Here is a 19,088-nt window from a genome sequence, read left to right as displayed (position 1 = left end):
TATATTTATTGTTTTATAATCATGATAAAGGAGTGATTCCAATGAGAGAAGCTGCAATATATGCTCGTGTATCCTCCAATGAGCAAGCAAATAAAGATATTTCTATCCCTGCTCAATTAGAAAAACTACATGAGTATGCTAGTAAGAATAATTTAATGATAGTTAAGAAATACATAGATGATGGAATCTCTGCGAAAACAGCAGATAAACGAGATGAATTCTTAAAAATGATAGCCGAAGCTAAGAAAGATCCTAAGCCTTTTGATGTTATCCTCTACCATAAAGGCGATAGAATGTTCAGAAATATGTATGATGCTGTAGTCTATAAGAAATTACTTCGTGAAGATAGAAATATAGATTTAATCTGTGTTACTCAAGATATAGATACCAATACTCCTCATGGTATGTTTGCTGAAAGAATGATGGATGCCGTTGCTGAATACTTCTCTGCTAACCTATCAGAGGAAGTTATGAAAGGAATGAATCAGCAAGCCAAGAAAGGAGTTGCTTTAGGAGAGCCACCCTATGGGTACTCTATTGATAGAGAGACCGGCAAATACAAAATATATGAGCCTGAGGCTAAAGTGGTAAGATATATCTTCAAACAATATATTAAAGGTAATAGTTTAAGAGAGATCGGAGTAGACTTAAGAGCAAATGGAGTGAATTTATTTGGCGACTCTGCCCTTCTTAAAGTGTCTAAAGCTATCGATAATAAAGGAAAACATAATGACCAAAAGATTAGCTGGGCTCCTAAAACTATCCGTAATACTTTATCTAATGAAGTTTATATAGGTAATTATATTTGGAATGATACTCAGATAGAAAATAACCACCCGGCTATTATTGATAAAGATCAATTTGAATTAGTCCAGGAACTACTAAAAAGAAACAAAAAATCAAAGAAGAACGCGAGCAAGGATTACCTCTTAAAAGGACTTGTGACATGCATGGAGTGCGAAGGTAACCTATCACAACTAACTCAAAGATATAAGCCTGTAGGAGCAGATAAGGAGCAAATAACAAGGAAACTGAGGTGTACTCGACATGTTCGATTTAAGGATTGCTACCCTAATTATTGGAGTATGGAAGAAGTTGAGCAAGGACTTGTAAGTTATCTAAAAGAAATTATTAGGGATAAAGTTGATATATCCACCCTTCAAATTACAAAAACTAATAATAATGATTTGATCAAAGAACTTAATCAATTAGAACAGAAATATGAAAACTTTGATAATCGCTTCGATAAACAAATGCAAGCCTTTGAAGCTGGAGTAATTGATTTAGAACAGCTGCAAGGATATAAAGAGAGATTGAAGGAAGAAAAAGAAGAAATTGAGGATAGAATAGCCGAATTAGAAGATGCAATTAATAGCACTTCTACTGATCACGAAGGCTTTAAGCAGCAAATAAACAGATTAATTCACACTCTAGAAAATGATGATATCTCTCTTAATAAAAAAAAGAACATCTTAATCCAAGCCATTAGCGAGATACAGCTATCTAAGAGACAAGATTTAATGAAAATCATATTTAAGACTTAATTTTTTTATAACCATGTTACCATTGCTGTAGCAGTAGGGATGTTTGGGAATGCTGTATTAGGAACTACCTTAGCCTTAGCCCATTACATCTCTTGTCTAATTGTAGGCGTAGTATTGAGGTTTTATAATCCTAAGAATGATAATAAGGATGTAGTTAGTAGCAGCAACCAAGATAAAAATATATTTTATCGTGCCTTTAGTGAACTATATCAAGCTAGAAAGAAAGATGGCCGAAGCTTAGGACAATTAATTGGAGATTCAATTAAAGAATCGATTAATACCTTATTATTAGTTGGTGGATATATTATTTTATTTTCTGTTTTAACCAGAGTTTTAGCTTTAGTAGGCTTTACTAAAATCATCACTAGTGGAATTGTATTTATTTTAAAGCCTTTTGGATTTGAACAATCTCTAGTATTACCACTTATTAGCGGATTATTTGAAATTACTAATGGATCTCACCTTGCTAGCCAAGCTGTAGCTCCTTTAAGCCAGAAATTAATTATTACAAGTGGTATTATAGCATGGAGTGGCCTTTCTGTTCATGCTCAAGTAGCTACTATGATTAATGGTACAGATTTAAGAATGAAACCTTATATTTGGGCTAGAATACTACACGGAATAACAGCCAGTATAATAACTTTCTTTTTATTTGATCCCTTAGAAGCTATCTCATCAAATCTAATTATACCTGTTACATCTAATATTGAACAATTTAACTATAGTATTGGGTATCTATCACATTTCACAAAGATGTCAATTGGTCTTTTCTTAGCTATAGGATTTTTAATATTTACTTCTTTAACTATTTATTTTATTAGAAAAATACAAATTGTAATTTTTCATCATTCTAAATAAAAGCTTAGGATAAATATTTATCCTAAGCTTTTATTTAGAATCTAGACTATAATAATCAAAATTTAACTGTTATATTATTAACATATACCTAAATTTCTTTTTTGACAATAATAGTTGAAAAATGTTGGAAAGTTTTATACTATATATATTAGGAGGAATATAAAATAATAAAGTTAATTATATATATAAATAAGAGAGGAGGTTGCAAACTTTTATTTTCTTTTAGTCCAAATAATAATCATAACAATTAATCAATTTACAATCTTATCATTAAATGGTACAAGCTTCCTATCCTCAAAATAATTCTAAGGAAGTGATTAAATATGAGTCCATCTGTTTTGCTTATAGTTATTATTGGTATATTGCTTTTTTTCTATCTAATAAACAAAAATATAATTAGTAAGAAAGATAATTTTAATAGAACTTATCAAAGTGATGAATTTGAAAACTTTATTAACTCTTTGAAGAATCAAACAAATAATGACATAAAAAATTCTACCGAAAATAAAAATTAAATATTGGCTTACACAAATAATAAAAATATTTTCTATACTGTAAAATCCTTTAATAAGGATTTTTTCTTTTGGATAATTTATTTCTATAGGAGGTTATCTTAGAGATGCTATTACTAATAGGAATACTGTTAATAATATTATTAATAGTGTTAGTTCTATTTTTTATCAATAAAAAAAATAATAAAAAAGACATTAAGAAAAAAGTTAAAAACCCTGTTAAAAAAATTACAGGAACAGAAGATTTCAAAGAAAAAAATAAATCAATATCAAACCCCGAAAATAATAATAAAATTAACCAAAATAGTAATATAAAAAGAAGAAATTTACCTTATCGTAAAAACATAACATTTCATGGAGAGTATATTGATATAGATGAACTAGATTTTTTCGGGAAATTTAATAAATCCCCCAATAATATTTACATACTAGCTTATTCTGAATATCCGAAAAATAAATATGTTCTTATAAAAAAAGAAGAAATTTTAATTCATGGTAATATTGAAAGACCTAGTCATGCTTTAGTAGCTAATAATGGTAATTTCATAATAAATAATTGGGGAGTTTCTAGTAATTTACGTGCAATATTTACTGTTTTCAATAAACAAGGAGTAAAAATCATAAAAGAAGAATTGAAGGCCAATATTTATAATAGTGGAATATCCCATGATGGTAGATATGCTATTTGTCAAACTTGCAAAAGTAAGTATGAAGCAGATTCAAACAAACTATTATTCTTTGACTTAATTGAGAATAAACTGCTTTGGAAAACTACTCCTATTCCTGGCCCAGCAGAATCTTATATTTTTGACACAGAAAATAAAATAATAACTCTAATATATAAAGATCACAAAGAATATTCTTATAATTTTAGTGGTGATTTTCTAGATCAAGAGCAATGGGAAGAAGAATTATCAGAAAATAGTAAATCTAATAATCAATTAGAATTCATAGAAAAAGATAATGATATTGACTGGTCTAATATAGATCCTTCTGAGTTATTTGAAGAACTTGAAGAAGAAAATAAAACAAGATTAAAGAAATTATCGAAAGAAGAATCTTTAAGCAATTTGAAAAAATTAAAAAAATTACTAAATTATGAAGATATAACAGAGGTTAAGTATAAACATGCTAGAACCTATCGATATATCGGTGAAATCCTACTAGAATTAGATAAAAAGAAAGAAGCTTTAGAAAATTTTGAAAAAGCTCTACAGATCAGTAAAAGAGTAGGAGTTAAAAGAATTACTAAAAAATTAAGAAAAGAATTAAAAAATGATAAGCTCAAGTTTTAAAACTTGGGCTTATCATTTTTTAGTTTAGTAAAAATTAATTTATATCATCTTATCTTCTTCTCTTAGCCTATTAATAAGTTTTGGGATAACAGGATCAGGTACTAACCCCTCTATACAACCACCAAAACTAGCTACTTCCTTAATAGAGCTTGAACTCAAATATGCATTTTCTGTACTAGTCATCATAAATAAAGTTTCTATTTCAGGTGCCAACTTCTTATTCATAGAAGCCATTTGAAATTCTGATTCAAAATCAGAAACTGCACGCAAACCCCTAATAATAACTTTTGCTTTATGCTTTCTGATATAATCTATTAATAATCCCTCAAAACCATCTACTTCTACCCCTTCGTAATCTGTAATAGCCTCTTCTAAGATTTCCATCCTCTCTTCCATCGTAAAAAGAGGATTTTTATTTGGGTTATGAAAAACTGCAACAATTACTTTATCAAAAATTCTACTGGCCCGTTTAATAATATCTAAATGACCATTAGTTACAGGATCGAAGCTTCCTGCATAAACAGCTATATTACTCAATACTATTCATCCTTTCCTTTTATCTCTTTAACTAATATAATACCTGCTTTTCCATATCTTTTTTGTTTAATTATACTATATCCCTCAGGAATTTCTATTTTATCTTTAGCATCATATTCAATAATTATAATTCCATTATCAGATAATAAATTATAAGATTTTATTTTATTTAAAGTATTAGTATATAGTTCAGTTTCTTCATAAGGTGGATCCATAAATATCAGATCAAATTCACCACTTAATATTGGCAACGCTCTCAAAACATCATTATTTATTATTTGGCTATTTTTTTCATAATCTACTAAATTCAAATTATCTTTAATAACCTTGATATTCCTTCGATCCTTCTCAACAAAAACAACCTCTTTAGCCCCACGACTTAAAGCTTCTATACCTATACCACCAAAACCAGAATATAAATCTAAAAATCTAGTACCTGCTATATTAGGCCCTAAAATATTAAATATAGACTCCTTAGTTCTATCAGTAGTAGGTCGCACATCTCTTCTCTTTAAAGATTTTAACCTTCTTCCTTTATCTTTTCCAGCAATAATTCTCATTCTAGCACCTCCGAAAAGCTAACTAACAACTTATATCATATAGCTAATAATAAACTTGATTATAAATTGTTAACTATCAATTATAAATTATTTTCAGCTTATATCAATTAAATCAAAATCATAATTAAAGTTATCAGTTAATATCTTCTTTAATCTTTTATTTTCTGGTTTCTTTAATTTAGGATCATCCTGTATCAAAGCAAAAGCATCTTTTCTAGCTATTTCTAATATTTTATAATCTCGCAAAATATCAGCTATCTTTAAATCTGGCATACCATGTTGACGAGTACCAAAAAATTCACCAGGACCTCGCAAATGCAAATCTTCCTCTGCAATAACAAAACCATCAGTAGACTTTGTCATAATCTTCATACGCTCTACTCCTTCTTCTGTAGAAGGATCTGATACCAATATACAATAGGATTGATATTTACCCCTTCCAACTCGCCCTCTTAATTGATGTAACTGTGCTAATCCAAAACGTTGAGCATCTTCAATAATCATAATTGAAGAATTAGGAACATTAACACCTACTTCAATAACAGTAGTAGACACTAAAATATTAATATTACCTACTCTAAACTCTTCCATAATCTCTTCTTTTTCACTAGCTTTCATCTTTCCATGAAGTAAACCAACCTTTAAATCAGGAAAATATTCTTCTTGCAATCTAATAGATAATTCTGTAGCAGATTCAATATCTAACTTTTCTGATTCTTCTACTAGAGGGCATACTACATAAGCTTGTCTTCCTTTTTCAACCTCTTCTCTTACAAAAGAATAGATCTTATCTCTAGCCTGTTGAGTCCTCCATTCTGTAATAACAGGCTTTCTACCTGGAGGTAATTCATCAATCACAGATACATCAAGGTCACCATATACAGTTAAAGCAAGAGTTCTAGGTATTGGGGTAGCAGTCATAACTAATACATCAGGATTATTACCTTTTTCCTGCAAAGTAGCTCTTTGTTTAACACCAAAACGATGTTGTTCATCAATAATTGCTAATCCCAAATTAGAAAAGTTGATTCCCTCTTGAATTAAGGCATGAGTCCCAATTACAATATCTATTTCATGATTTTTAATCTTTTCTAATAACTCTCTTTTTTCTTTAGTTTTTAGACTTCCAACAAGCAAACCAACTTCTATATCTAGAAACTCTAATTCTTCTTTTAATCCCAAATAGTGTTGCTCTGCCAAAATTTCAGTTGGAGCCATCAATGCACCTTGAAATCCAGACTCTACAGTCTTTAATAATGCTAAGGTAGCTATAACAGTTTTCCCTGCTCCTACATCCCCTTGCAATAATCTATTCATATTCTTATTAGATTCCATATCTGACTTAATTTCTTGCCAAACTCTAGCTTGAGCATCGGTTAAATTAAAGGGTAAGTTGGATAAGAATTTTTCAACTAAATGATCTTCTTTTAAGTGCTTAATTCCTAATTTTTCACTTTGAGCTTCAGATTTTCTTAAAGCTAAAATCAACTGTAAAATAAACAATTCTTCATAAACAAAACGTTTTCTAGCATTTTTTAATTTCTTTTTAGACTCTGGAAAATGAATTGTAGAAATAGCTTCATTCAAAGCTATAAATTCATACTTATCTATAATCATGTCAGGTAAAAAATCATCAACCTCTATTAAATATTTCTCTAGAGTATTCTTAATAACCCTTCTTAACTTTTTCTGAGTAATACCCTTTGTTGTTGGATAAATCGGTACTATTCTAGCTGTATTTAAATTATCTTGAAAATCTACCTGTTCATAATGGGGATTATTTATTTCAAAATTTCCATAGCTATACTTAACTTCACCACTAAATAAAAAGAGATCACCTTTTTTAAATACCTTTTTAATATAAGCTTGATTAAACCAAACACCATATAAAACTCCTGTTCCATCACTAATACCTATTTTAATAATCTTCAATCCTGATCTAGGTTTAATTTCATTGATGCTAACAATTTTCCCTTGAACAGTAATATGCTCTCCACTGTTTAGCTGTGATATTTTTTTAAATTTACTCCAATCATTATAATCTCTTGGAAAATAATAGAGTAAATCCTTTACCTCTTCAATGCCTAATTTTTTTAGACGTTTAGCCCAATACTCACCTATTCCTTTGATATATTGAATCGGTTGCTTCCATACTGTATCTTGCTTATCAGATTCTTTTTTCTTTACTTGTTTTTTCACTTTACTATTGTCTTTTAATTTTGTCTTTTTTCTTAAATCTAAAGATATCTGTTGAGAATCATTATCTTTTCTTATGATTTTCTTCTTATCAACTCTGTTATTGAGTATTTGCAGCTTGTTATCATTTAAATCAAGAATCTGATTTCCATTTATTTTTTGGCTTAATTTATTTATAATATCTAAAGACTCTTTTAACCTATTATGTCTTTCCTTTAAATTTATATTACTATAATCAATAAATAAATTATGTAAGTTCTGAGCATATTCTTTAACCATATCATCCTCAGTACTCTCTATTAATTTTTTACTCCAGCCTAGAATATAATTATCAAACCCACCAAAAACAGATGTATTTAAACCTTGTAATTTGATTTCTATTGGTATTGGTTTAATTATCTTTTTCAATATATTTTTTACATCATCCATCTTTCTCAGCTCCTAATACAATTTCTGGAGAAAATAAACTATATAATATAATTATATAGTAGAAAAAAATCCTAATACTATAGTATTAGGAATCTCTAATAATGCATTCTTCTAAAAAATAAGTCAATAAGTTAATAACTTATATGATAGCTTAATTATAATTAGTTATTATTTATCTATTTATAAATAACCATTCCATAAGGTGTTGGGCCAACATGAGCAGAAACTATTGAACCCAACTGTAACATACTAACTTCTTCCCATTCAAACTCATCTGTTAAAATATCCCTTAATTTATTTGCATTATCTAAATACTTTCCATATAATATGACTAATTTATGTCCTTTATTATCATCAAGCTCTTTTCTAACTAATTTTGTTAATGTTTTGTATAATTTTCTTTCTCCTCTTATCTTTTTATAAGGAGTAATTTCTCCATTATCTATTGTAAGTATAGGCTTAACATTAAACAAATTACCTACAAAGGCAGTAGCTTTTCCTATTCTACCACCACGTTCTAGGTAACTTAAATCATCTATAGTAAAATAGGTATTAATATTTTCTTTTAATTGAGATATCAAATTAATAGTTTCATCTAAGGAACTACCATTAGATATAGCCTTAGCAGCTTCAATTACTATTAGTCCTAAAGCCCCTGTTACAGTTTTAGAATCAACAACTTTAATATCAATATCCTCTAACATATTAGCAGCTAAACGAGCAGTCTTTATAGTTCCACTCAGTTTTTCTGAAAAATGTATAGATAAAATTTGCTCATGCTCCTCTGCTAATTTTTTATATAGATCAAGAAAACTTCCAATAGGTGGCTGTGATGTTGAAGGCATTATATCACTTTCTTCTAGCTCAGTTAAAAAATCTTCCCTAGCTATATCAATGCCATCCTCATATTCATGCTCCCCTAACCTTACTTTTAAAGGAATTACATTTATATTATATCTAGCTATTAATTCTGGTGATAAATCGGCTGTACTATCAGTTACAACTGCTATTTTTCCCATCAATAACACTCCTACTCTACAGAAATAATATAATAATAAATGGGTTGACCCCCATCATAGATCTCAATATCAAATTCATCATAAGTTTTTTCTAAGCTATCAATTAATTCATTTTTATCATTATCTGATACTTCTTCACCAACATAAATAGTAATCAAAGAATCATCCTCTTCTACCATTTCCTCTAATAAATCTAAAGTAGCTTGATTATAATCATTACATACTACTTCTATATTTCCTTCATTAAGACCTAATATATCATCTTTATTAATCTCTATCTCTTTAATCTTAGTATCTCTAACAGCATATGTAATTTCACCAGTCTTTACGAATTCGACCTCTTCTTTCATATCTGAACTTACTTCACCTAGGTCTCCTTCAGGATTAAATAACATCATTGCTGTTACTCCTTGAGGAATAGTTCTAGTTGGAATGACTTCAACCTCTTTATTTGTTAATTCTTTTATCTGTTCAGCTGTTGAAATAACATTTTTATTATTAGGTAAAATAATAACTTTATCAGTATTAACCCTATTTACACCATCTAATAAATCTTGAATACTTGGATTCATGGACTGACCGCCTAATAAAACATAGCTCACACCTAATTTTTTAAATATAGTTTCCAAACCTTCACCAGCTGCTACAGCTAATACTCCTATTCCATCAAGATTTTGTAATTGCTTATCTTCTACTTCACTCTCAATCTCTTTTTTTAATCTCTCTTCATGCTGCTCAGACATATTTTCAATCTTAATTCTGGTCAATTGTCCATATTTTAATCCTTCTTCTAATACTAATCCTGGATTTTTAGCATGAACATGAACTTTTAAAATGTCATTTGATTTAACAGCAATAATAGAATCACCATATTTATTCAATATTTCTTTAAATTCATCATCTTCAATTCTAGCACCCTTTATAATAAACTCTGTACAATAACCAAATTCAGATTCTGTTCTTCCTTCTTTTCTATCAGGTATCTTCTTTCCAGTCAATCCTTTAGTAGTAATAACTGCACCATCAGATGTTAATCCTTGTAATAATCCAGTTAAAAACATTTGATACCCTTTACCACCAGCATCTACTACTCCAGCTTCTTTTAATTTATCTAATAATTCAGGAGTTTTTAGCACCGATTTCTCTGCTTCTTTTACTGCTTCTATTAGTAACTCTGCTACAGTTAATTCATGAGCTAAATCTTGTGCTCTTCTTCCTACATCTTTAGCTACAGTTAATATTGTTCCTTCAACTGGCTTCATAACTGCTTGATAAGCTTTATTAGCAGCTTTTTCCAATCCATCGGCCAAGACTTCAGCAGTTAATACTTTCGCATCGCCAATTCCATCAGATAACCCTCGTAAAAGTTGAGATAAAATTACCCCTGAGTTTCCTCTGGCACCCATTAAAGCTCCCATTGCCAAATTATTAGCTATAATCCCTACTGAATCTTCTGTAGTATTCTCTACTTCTTCTACTGCATTTGATAATGTCAAATACATATTAGTTCCTGTATCTCCATCTGGAACAGGAAATATATTTAAATCATTAATTTCATTTTCTACTTCTTTTAAAACATTTGTAGCTACTAATAACATTTGTTTAAATTTTTCTGCATTGATTTCTTTAACTTCCCTTTTTAATGACTCAGGTAGCATTATTCACTCTCACTCCTTGTACATTAATATTAACCTCTAATACACTAACTCCTGTCATCTCTTCTAGAGTATATTTTACCCGATCAATTACATTATGTGCTACTTCTGATATCTTTGTTCCATATTCTACAATAATGTATAGATCAACTTTAACTCCCTCTTCATTAATTTCAACTTCAACACCATTACTTAAGTGTTCTGTACCTAATAATTTTGCTAAACCTTCTTGAAAACTTTTGCTGGCCATCCCTACTAAACCATAACACTCCATAGCAGCTAAACCAGCAATAATTGAAATAACATCCTCAGATATTTTAACCATTCCTAATTCATTTGTCAACTCTTGCCCAGTTTTCATCTTTTATTCCTCCTTATCGAATCAGTATTAAATCAATTATTTTTAATTAAATTATCCAATTCTTGTAGTAATAATTCTATATCTACTTCATTAACTCTAGCTACTGTCTCTAAATTCTCATAATTAGCAGCTAAACATTTAGCACAACCTAGACCATGAGATATAAAAACTTCATTAGCTTCCGGATACTTTTGTAAAATTTCCAATATAGGCATTTCTTTATTAACCTTCATATCTATCCTCCTACCTGATTATTATTCAATACAAGCTAATAAAATCCTTCTTTATTAATATAAAATGAAAAATTATCCTTGCTACTTGACCACCTTTTGTGTTAAAATGTTTAAGTGGTTGATCTAATGCTAAAATAATAAGTTTGATATAGATTAAAGGAGGTGCAATTATAGATGGCAAGAATATGTGAAATCTGTGGTAAAGGATCTAATAATGCTAACAGAGTAACTCGTAGAGGTAAGGCTAAAAAAGAAGGTGGAGTTGGTCGTAATGTAACTGGTATTGCAAACAGAAAACAAAGACCTAATCTACAAAAAGTTAAAGCAATTGTTGATGGTTCTCCTAAAAGAATCAAAGTATGTACTTCTTGTTTAAAAGCAGGAAAAGTAGAAAGAGCATACTAATCAAGTAAAAAGTAAGGACTTATTCATAAGTCCTTACTTTTTTATTTTTAACTACTGAATATATCTTCTAACTCATCTAAATTCAAATCAATATTAGCCAAACCATCTTCAACAGCCTTTTTAGCTACCTCTAAAGCAACTCTATTTACAACTTCTCTATTAAATGGATCAGGAATAATATATTCTGATTCTAACTCTTCTTCTTTAATTAAATCAGCTATTCCATAAGCTGCAGCGATCTTCATCTCATCAGTAATTTCAGATGCTTGCACTTTTAGTGCACCTTTAAATATCCCTGGAAAAGCTAATAGATTATTAACTTGATTAGGATAGTCAGAACGACCAGTTCCAACTACTTTAGCACCTGCTTTTTTAGCCACTGGGGGATTAATCTCTGGAGTAGGATTAGCCATTGCAAAAATAATAGGATTCTCTGCCATACTTTTTACCATATCCTCAGTTAATATATTAGGAGCTGAAACCCCTATAAAGACATCTCTATCACTAATAACTTGACTTAAGTCTCCTCTTTTTTCTTCTTTATTAGTTACTTCAGCTAAATCAGACTGAGCAGAATTCATCTCTTCAACTCCTGGAGCCAAAGCACCAAATTTATCTACTAATATTATATCCTCTACTCCTACTTTTAATAATAATTTAGTAATTGCTAAACCTGCAGCACCAGCACCATTAACTACTATTTTCAAATCTGATAATTTCTTGTCAACAAATTTAGTAGCATTAATTAATCCTGCTAAAACAACTATAGCGGTACCATGTTGATCATCATGAAAAACAGGTATATTAAGCTCTTCTTTTAATCTCTCCTCAATTTCCAAACACCTTGGAGCTGAAATATCCTCTAAATTTATCCCCCCAAAAGTAGGTTCTAACCTCTTAACCGTCTCTACAATTTCATCAACATCTTTAGTAGCTAGGCAAATAGGGAATGCATCAACACCAGCAAACTCTTTAAACAAAACTGCTTTCCCTTCCATAACAGGCATAGCAGCTTCAGGTCCAATATCCCCTAAACCCAATACAGCAGTTCCATCTGAAACAACTGCTACTAAATTACCCTTTGCTGTATAGTTATATACTTTAGCGTTGTCCTCTACAATTTCTAAACATGGCTCTGCTACCCCTGGACTATAAGCTAAAGTTAAATCTTCTTTACTCTTCACCTCTACTTTACTATTTACAGCAATCTTTCCCTGATTTTTCTTATGTAATGATAATGCTTCGTCTTTTAATGACATCTTAAAATCCTCCTTCTATTCTACTCTTCCTCTAAATTCTAGACTAATTGAAGTTTTCCTTTATTTATTAGTAAATAAGTTATCTTAGCATAAATTAAAACCATAATTTTAGTCTATTATTATAAATTGTATTCCTTTAATCTTATTTTATAATCTTATTTATATATAATATTTCTTTTTAATAGATTTAATTATGATTATAAAGAGAAAGTAAAAAAGATTATGGATATATCCATAATCTTTTTTACTTGAATTGAAATATAAAAATAATTAGCTAATAACTATAAATTTCTTCAGCGCTAAAAAATAAATCTATTTCCTTAGCAGCACTTTCTTGAGAATCAGAAGCATGAACTATATTTCCAGATTCTAAATCTAAAGCTAAATCACCTCTAATTGTGCCCGGTTCTGCTTTCACTGGATTAGTCTTTCCTACTAAATTCCTGACTACTTTAATGGCTTCTGGACCAGAAATTACGATTGCAATTAATGGTGCTTGGGTAATATATGATAATAACCTCTGAAAAAAGCTCTTTCCAATATGTTCTTCATAATGTGATTTGGCTAATTCCTCATCTATCCAAACCATTTTTAAAGCCTCAATTTTTAAACCTTTATCCTCAAAACGGCTAATAATTCTTCCAGCTACCTTCTTAAGTACTCCATCTGGTTTAATTAATACTAAAGTCTGTTCCATTAATATCCTCCTATTCTTAGAGAATTATGGTTGTTATTAATATTATATTATACTTATGTTCCCAAATTCAAGAATATTTACTCCCTAAATTAGAATATTAATCTACTTTATAAACCTCTATGATGAACTTTTTCTAAAGTATATTCTACTGGAATCTCATCTAGAAATCTTGATGGAGCCATACTTCTGGTCTCTCCATAACGCTGTCTTTCTCTTGCATAGCTCATAAATAGCCTGTCAGCTGCTCGAGTCATTGCTACATAGCATAGCCTGCGTTCTTCCTCTATTTCATCTAATAAGCCTGTTTTAACACTACGATAATGAGGAAAATTATCTTCTTCTAAACCTACTATAAATACAATTGGATATTCTAAGCCTTTAGATGAATGTACAGTCATCATTTTAACTTGATTTGAACTATTAATATCATCTTGGTCTGATAACAACTTTATATCTCTTACAAAATCCTCTAAATTTCTATTTTGATTTTTATTATAATAATTCTCTGTCAATGATAAAAATTCACCTAAATTCTCTAGCCTATTCAGGGCAGTTTCAGATCCATCTAATTCTAACATAGCTTGATAACCACTAACCTTTAAAATTTTATCCACTTGCTCTGGTAAAGAAAGTCTAGATTCTTTGACTGTTATTATATCTTCTAAATCCCTTCTAAACTTTTTAATCTTGTTAGCAGTAGCTTTTCCAATACCTGATACACCACTTGGATCCTTCATTATATCAAATAACCCTAAATTATTATCTTCTTGAGCAAAGCTTAAAAGATTAAATTCTGGTACATATTCTTGAGCATGAGTAATCAACTTATCCAAAGTCTTAGCTCCAATTCCTCTTTTGGGAGCATTAACAATCCTTTTCATAGCAATAGTATCCTGGGGATTGACAGCTACCTTTAAATAGCTAATAATATCTTTAATCTCTTTACGGTCATAAAATCCTAGACCACCTACAATATGATAAGGTATTCTTCTTCTAATAAAAGCTTCTTCTAATACTCTTGACTGATGATTAGAACGATAAAGAATGGCAATATCATTATAATTGTATCCACTAAATCTAACTAGATTATCAATCTCCTCTGCTACATAATCAGCTTCACTGTATTCATTAATAGCCTCACATATAATTAAAGGTTCTCCTGAATCCTTATTAGTCCATGCTTTTTTATCAAATTGTTGATAATTGTGAGCAATCAAAACATTAGAAGCCTCAATTATATTAGCTTTAGATCGATAGTTCTGTTCAAGCTTTATAGTTGTACAATTAGGATAATCTTGGTTAAAATTAAGTATATTACTCATATCAGCTCCACGAAACTTATATATACTCTGATAATCATCCCCAACTACGAATATATTTCCATGTTTTTTAGCTAACATACTAGCTAATTTATATTGAAATGGTGAGGTATCTTGGTACTCATCAATTAAAATATATTTGAATCTACTTTGATATTTTTCTAGTATCTCTTTATTGTTATCAAATAATTCTATGGTCTTAGCTATTAAATCATTAAAATCAAATGCATTATTTTCTTTCAAAACTTCGTTATATTTTATATATATATCAGCAATATTTTTATAATATTCTTGACTACCTTCTTCATTTTTCAAAAAATTATTAACTAAATCTCTTTTATTCCACATATTCATTTTAGCTTTATTAATTATATTCAAAACTATTTTTGGATCATATTTATCGGTATCTAAATTAAAAGTTAGAATAATATCTGAGATTAAAGCCTTACTCTCATCTTGATCATAAATAACAAATCCTTTTTCATAACCTAACTCTTCTAAATTTTGTCCTATTATTCTTACACAAACACTATGAAAAGTTCCCATCCACATCTTAGTTGAAATCTTACCTATCAGTTCTTTAACTTTCCTTTTCATATCACTAGCTGCCTTATTAGTAAATGTTAAAGTTAAAATATTATAAGGATCAACTCCTTGATTCAGTAAATAAGCAATTCTATAAGTCAATGCCCTAGTTTTACCACTTCCAGCTCCCGCCAACACTAATACCGGTCCTTCTGTGGTTTTTACTGCTTTTAGTTGCTTATCATTTAAGTCTACAGATAAATCCATTATTAACTCTCCTTTTTATTATATTTCAAAAGAAAAAGTGAGCCTTATAAAGAACTCACAATAAGTTATAATTATATGAAATTAAAATTTGAAATGCTTTATTATTATATAATAGAGTTTATTATAAATCAATTAGAAAAGAATAGTTTAGGATTAATGTTAGAGTATTAAATAACTAATTCTTCTCTTTTAGTCCAATAAGCACAAGCAGAGTTACTTTCTTTTCTAGGATGCCAATTTTGTAATAAATCACAAAAACCCCGTCGAGTACGATAGTAACAGGCAAAACAATTATTTTTTAATATTTCCTTATCTATTTTATATTTCTTAGCTTTATGATCCCATTTCTCAATTCTAATTTCTCCAAGATCTAGCTTACCAACTATTTCTAAATACCTGCCCATATCACTAACATATTCTTTATGTTCTAAACCTCCATTAATATCTTCATAGATAGATAGTTGATTTTCTTCTGTTAACCATACCTTTATCTTTAAATGTTTTTTATCTTGAGGTATAATCTCGCAATATAATTTAATTGATTCTGAATAATCTAAATCTACTACACTTAAATTATATAATTTCCCCAAAATTGTAATAATTCTTTGGACAGATTCCTTAACTTTCGGATATTTTATCATCTATCAAACCTCCTGAAGGATTTATTAGATAGGATTGCCATAATTATTTTTTACAAATATATAAGTTTTATTCTACTTTTTTAATAATTTATATAATTGATCTTTTAAATTAAAAATATAATTATAATACAAAAGAAGCAGCTTTTAAGCTGCTTCTTTCTCAGATCCCATATCATATTCAGGAAGTAATTTTTTTACCTGTATTACTATAGGATATATAGCATATAGGAAACCTGTGTTAAGTAATGCTGCTGGTAAAACAACAGACATAAATAAAACTACAAAAGACTGTGGTAATGAAACCATCATTGATGCTGCTCCTAAGAAAACACTTCCACTTATAATAGTACCTAACACTCCTATCACACTCAATTTAAATTTCATTGGAAGCTTTAAATGCTCTGCTAATAAAATCATAAATAAAACAGAAAATGCAGTAATAGGTTTATCAATCATATTTGCTACTTGCCCACCTGGAAAAGTAGTTGTTAATGCTGATATAACCCCAGTAACCAAGCCTGATAATAATGTTAGTTTCTTCTCTGGATATAGTAATACTACTACAAATAACATCAATAAACTCATATCCGGTTTCATTCCTGCTATTAATGGTGGCATTATTTGATGTAAAACAAAACCACCTGCTAATAATAAACTTGCCTCAATCACTCTTCTCAACTTCACTCTTCTCATCTCCTCTATTTGCTCTTTTTAATTAATTATTAATATTATACTAAATTCCAATATTTAAATCAAGAAAATTTAAATTAACACATCAATAATTTAAATTTTCAAAATATTTTTAAAAGAATTATCTTTTATTATCATAATCATATCTCCTTTAATAAATTTATATTAGAAATATCAATAATTCAAAATATCTATATTATGTATAATTATTAATTATACTTACTACTAATTATATATTTTTTATCATTATTTAATTAAAATACTTACTTTAGCCAATAAATCTTAACTCAGCCTTGCTATTTAAAATAGTAATTACATTCATAGTTTCACCTTCTAATTCACAAACAAATATAACTCCACGATGTTCTCTAATTTCTCTCTTTCCCTTGGCAAAGCCAATTAGTCTACTTCTTTTTACTCCTTCTACTATATTATGAATCGCTTTCTGGCGACTAATTGCTTTTTGGCGTTGTTGATATCTCTCAATCGCATGATCGGTTGCATAAATATAGTAATCCATTCTGTCACCTCCCAAATAAACTATTCTCTCTCATATATATTCAAACTATGACTATATTATAAGTTTATAATAATTCCAATAATAGGAATATAATATAATTCTCTAACTAATATTGTATTACCTTCATATTTTTTAAACTGAATTTAATCTTGCCCTAAATGTAAAACTAAATTTACATTAAAATAAAAAAAGCCTCTACAATAAGTAGAGACTACAAAAAATAAAATGGTCGGAGCAGCAGGATTTGAACCTGCGACCCCCTGGTCCCAAACCAGGTGCGCTACCAAACTGCGCCATGCTCCGATAATTTTGGAGCGGGAAACCGGACTCGAACCGGCGACACCCAGCTTGGAAGGCTGGTGCTCTAGCCAACTGAGCTACTCCCGCTTAATATTTAATTTTTAATTAGTAGGAATTAATTTAAACTAGGTTACTTCCAATAAAATATATTCAGTTAAACCTAGAACATTCCCATTATAAAAATCATTTTGGTTGCGGGGGATGGATTCGAACCAACGACCTTCGGGTTATGAGCCCGACGAGCTACCAACTGCTCCACCCCGCGACATTAAATTATTTAATTTAAAATGGTGAGCCATGGAGGATTTGAACCTCCGACACCCTGATTAAAAGTCAGATGCTCTACCAACTGAGCTAATGGCCCTTAATTAAATGGAGCTAACTGTCGGAGTCGAACCGACGACCTGCTGATTACAAGTCAGCTGCTCTACCAGCTGAGCTAAGTTAGCTCGTAAATGGCGAGGATGACGAGACTCGAACTCGCGACCTCCGGCGTGACAGGCCGGCGTGGTAAACCAACTCCACCACATCCCCGTATTGTTAGCTTTTGGCTTCTAGCTGTTGGCCTCTGGCTAAATCTTTTAAGATTTTGCTAAAAGCTAATAGCCAGTAGCTAATGGCTAAATAAATGGTGGGCGAAACAGGACTTGAACCTGTGACCCCCTGCTTGTAAGGCAGGTGCTCTCCCAACTGAGCTATTCGCCCTTGTTTTTAATGGTTTTTTACAACATACAATTAATATTTTATACCTTTCAACCTTAATTGTCAAGTAATAAATCCATTTTATCATCTAATATTAATAGAATTATAATTTTACCACTACCCTCCGTGCTTTACAAATCTAAAACACTAACTGGAATTATAAAGCATTTTGGTACCCCTTCGGGTTTTTCAAAACAAAAACCCTTCGTGAAATCTTAAAGTATGTTGGTACCCCCAAGGGGATTCGAACCCCTGTCGACGGGATGAAAACCCGTTATCCTAGGCCACTAGACGATGGGGGCAAATGGCTGGGATGGCTGGATTCGAACCAGCGAATGCAGGAGTCAAAGTCCTGTGCCTTACCGCTTGGCGACATCCCATCGTTAGCTATTGGCTACTCGCTTCTAGTGCTGGTTAAGATCTTAAAAGATTTTAAGCTAACAGCAATAGCAAGAGGCTAGTAGCTAAAACATTCTGGCAGTGACCTACGCTCCCACAGGGCTGCCCCTGCAGTACCATCGGCGCTGGAGGACTTAACTGCTGTGTTCGAAATGGGAACAGGTG

Annotated in this window: 17 protein-coding genes, 9 tRNA genes and 1 rRNA gene; 4 read left to right on the top strand and 23 right to left on the bottom strand. The window is 30.2% G+C overall.

Features of this window, described 5'->3' with window-relative positions; translation table 11 throughout:
* The first annotated feature begins 41 nt into the window (after positions 1 to 41).
* From OREMA_RS18485 to OREMA_RS0113580, 3 genes are all read left to right on the top strand, one after another.
* Complete coding sequence (locus tag OREMA_RS18485; protein WP_018249806.1) at positions 42 to 1,544, top strand: recombinase family protein; 1,503 nt, start codon at positions 42 to 44, stop codon at positions 1,542 to 1,544.
* 39 nt (positions 1,545 to 1,583) lie between these two features.
* Positions 1,584 to 2,402 carry a hypothetical protein gene (locus tag OREMA_RS17860; RefSeq protein WP_018249805.1) on the top strand — a complete coding sequence of 273 codons (819 nt, stop codon included), beginning with the start codon at positions 1,584 to 1,586 and terminating at the stop codon, positions 2,400 to 2,402.
* Positions 2,403 to 3,021: 619 nt separating this feature from the next.
* A complete protein-coding gene (locus OREMA_RS0113580; RefSeq protein ID WP_018249803.1) occupies positions 3,022 to 4,209 on the top strand; it encodes a tetratricopeptide repeat protein in 1,188 nt (395 codons plus the stop codon).
* Between the two features lie 39 nt (positions 4,210 to 4,248).
* On the opposite strand, the gene coaD is transcribed toward OREMA_RS0113580, so the two are convergent.
* The 7 genes from coaD to OREMA_RS0113545 form a co-directional block, all read right to left on the bottom strand.
* Positions 4,249 to 4,746, bottom strand: coding sequence for a pantetheine-phosphate adenylyltransferase (gene coaD, locus OREMA_RS0113575; protein WP_018249802.1), 498 nt, complete (start codon positions 4,744 to 4,746; stop codon positions 4,249 to 4,251).
* Between the two features lie 2 nt (positions 4,747 to 4,748).
* On the bottom strand, positions 4,749 to 5,306 hold the full coding sequence (gene rsmD / locus OREMA_RS0113570) for a 16S rRNA (guanine(966)-N(2))-methyltransferase RsmD (protein WP_018249801.1): 558 nt from the start codon (positions 5,304 to 5,306) through the stop codon (positions 4,749 to 4,751).
* Positions 5,307 to 5,399: 93 nt separating this feature from the next.
* Positions 5,400 to 7,931 (bottom strand): ATP-dependent DNA helicase RecG, encoded by a 2,532-nt coding sequence (recG, locus tag OREMA_RS0113565; protein ID WP_018249800.1) that lies wholly within the window; start codon positions 7,929 to 7,931, stop codon positions 5,400 to 5,402.
* Between the two features lie 176 nt (positions 7,932 to 8,107).
* Positions 8,108 to 8,950 carry a DegV family protein gene (locus OREMA_RS0113560; protein ID WP_018249799.1) on the bottom strand — a complete coding sequence of 281 codons (843 nt, stop codon included), beginning with the start codon at positions 8,948 to 8,950 and terminating at the stop codon, positions 8,108 to 8,110.
* Positions 8,951 to 8,961: 11 nt separating this feature from the next.
* Positions 8,962 to 10,608, bottom strand: coding sequence for a DAK2 domain-containing protein (locus tag OREMA_RS0113555; protein WP_018249798.1), 1,647 nt, complete (start codon positions 10,606 to 10,608; stop codon positions 8,962 to 8,964).
* The gene (locus OREMA_RS0113550; protein WP_018249797.1) at positions 10,598 to 10,966 is read right to left on the bottom strand and encodes an Asp23/Gls24 family envelope stress response protein; all 369 of its coding nucleotides are present in this window, start codon (positions 10,964 to 10,966) and stop codon (positions 10,598 to 10,600) included. Before OREMA_RS0113550 ends, OREMA_RS0113555 begins: the two co-directional genes overlap by 11 nt.
* A gap of 32 nt (positions 10,967 to 10,998) precedes the next feature.
* Positions 10,999 to 11,199: a DUF1858 domain-containing protein gene (locus OREMA_RS0113545; protein WP_018249796.1), complete on the bottom strand. Its 201-nt coding sequence runs from the start codon at positions 11,197 to 11,199 to the stop codon at positions 10,999 to 11,001.
* 174 nt (positions 11,200 to 11,373) lie between these two features.
* Between OREMA_RS0113545 and rpmB the strand changes: the two genes are divergently transcribed.
* A complete protein-coding gene (gene rpmB / locus OREMA_RS0113540; RefSeq protein WP_018249795.1) occupies positions 11,374 to 11,604 on the top strand; it encodes a 50S ribosomal protein L28 in 231 nt (76 codons plus the stop codon).
* A 47-nt stretch (positions 11,605 to 11,651) separates the two neighbouring features.
* On the opposite strand, the gene OREMA_RS0113535 is transcribed toward rpmB, so the two are convergent.
* The 16 genes from OREMA_RS0113535 to rrf all read right to left on the bottom strand — a co-directional run.
* A complete protein-coding gene (locus OREMA_RS0113535) occupies positions 11,652 to 12,863 on the bottom strand; it encodes an NAD(P)-dependent malic enzyme (protein ID WP_018249794.1) in 1,212 nt (403 codons plus the stop codon).
* A 274-nt stretch (positions 12,864 to 13,137) separates the two neighbouring features.
* Positions 13,138 to 13,560, bottom strand: coding sequence for a nucleoside-diphosphate kinase (gene ndk / locus OREMA_RS0113530; protein WP_018249793.1), 423 nt, complete (start codon positions 13,558 to 13,560; stop codon positions 13,138 to 13,140).
* Positions 13,561 to 13,667: 107 nt separating this feature from the next.
* On the bottom strand, positions 13,668 to 15,671 hold the full coding sequence (locus tag OREMA_RS17855; protein WP_018249792.1) for an ATP-dependent helicase: 2,004 nt from the start codon (positions 15,669 to 15,671) through the stop codon (positions 13,668 to 13,670).
* Between the two features lie 167 nt (positions 15,672 to 15,838).
* Entirely contained in the window at positions 15,839 to 16,312 is a 474-nt protein-coding gene (locus tag OREMA_RS0113520; protein WP_018249791.1) for a hypothetical protein, read from the bottom strand.
* A gap of 144 nt (positions 16,313 to 16,456) precedes the next feature.
* The gene (locus OREMA_RS0113515; protein ID WP_244871510.1) at positions 16,457 to 17,005 is read right to left on the bottom strand and encodes a tryptophan transporter; all 549 of its coding nucleotides are present in this window, start codon (positions 17,003 to 17,005) and stop codon (positions 16,457 to 16,459) included.
* 265 nt (positions 17,006 to 17,270) lie between these two features.
* Positions 17,271 to 17,522, bottom strand: coding sequence for a hypothetical protein (locus OREMA_RS0113510; RefSeq protein ID WP_018249789.1), 252 nt, complete (start codon positions 17,520 to 17,522; stop codon positions 17,271 to 17,273).
* Positions 17,523 to 17,748: 226 nt separating this feature from the next.
* Positions 17,749 to 17,825: transfer RNA gene (locus OREMA_RS0113505), tRNA-Pro, on the bottom strand.
* A 7-nt stretch (positions 17,826 to 17,832) separates the two neighbouring features.
* Positions 17,833 to 17,909: transfer RNA gene (locus tag OREMA_RS0113500), tRNA-Gly, on the bottom strand.
* Between the two features lie 102 nt (positions 17,910 to 18,011).
* A tRNA-Met gene (locus OREMA_RS0113495) sits at positions 18,012 to 18,087 on the bottom strand.
* A 23-nt stretch (positions 18,088 to 18,110) separates the two neighbouring features.
* Positions 18,111 to 18,186: transfer RNA gene (locus tag OREMA_RS0113490), tRNA-Lys, on the bottom strand.
* Positions 18,187 to 18,195: 9 nt separating this feature from the next.
* Positions 18,196 to 18,271, bottom strand: a tRNA-Thr gene (locus OREMA_RS0113485).
* 7 nt (positions 18,272 to 18,278) lie between these two features.
* Positions 18,279 to 18,356, bottom strand: a tRNA-Asp gene (locus OREMA_RS0113480).
* A gap of 95 nt (positions 18,357 to 18,451) precedes the next feature.
* A tRNA-Val gene (locus OREMA_RS0113475) sits at positions 18,452 to 18,527 on the bottom strand.
* Between the two features lie 223 nt (positions 18,528 to 18,750).
* Positions 18,751 to 18,826: transfer RNA gene (locus tag OREMA_RS0113470), tRNA-Glu, on the bottom strand.
* Between the two features lie 3 nt (positions 18,827 to 18,829).
* Positions 18,830 to 18,904 (bottom strand) — tRNA-Gln (locus tag OREMA_RS0113465).
* Positions 18,905 to 18,996: 92 nt separating this feature from the next.
* Positions 18,997 to 19,088, bottom strand: a 5S ribosomal RNA gene (gene rrf / locus OREMA_RS18480); the annotation flags it as partial.

The organism is Orenia marismortui DSM 5156 (genome assembly GCF_000379025.1).
GTDB lineage: Bacteria > Bacillota > Halanaerobiia > Halobacteroidales > Halobacteroidaceae > Orenia > Orenia marismortui.
Note: the sequence above shows the minus strand (reverse complement) of the source record. Positions and strands in the feature narration are given on the sequence as shown.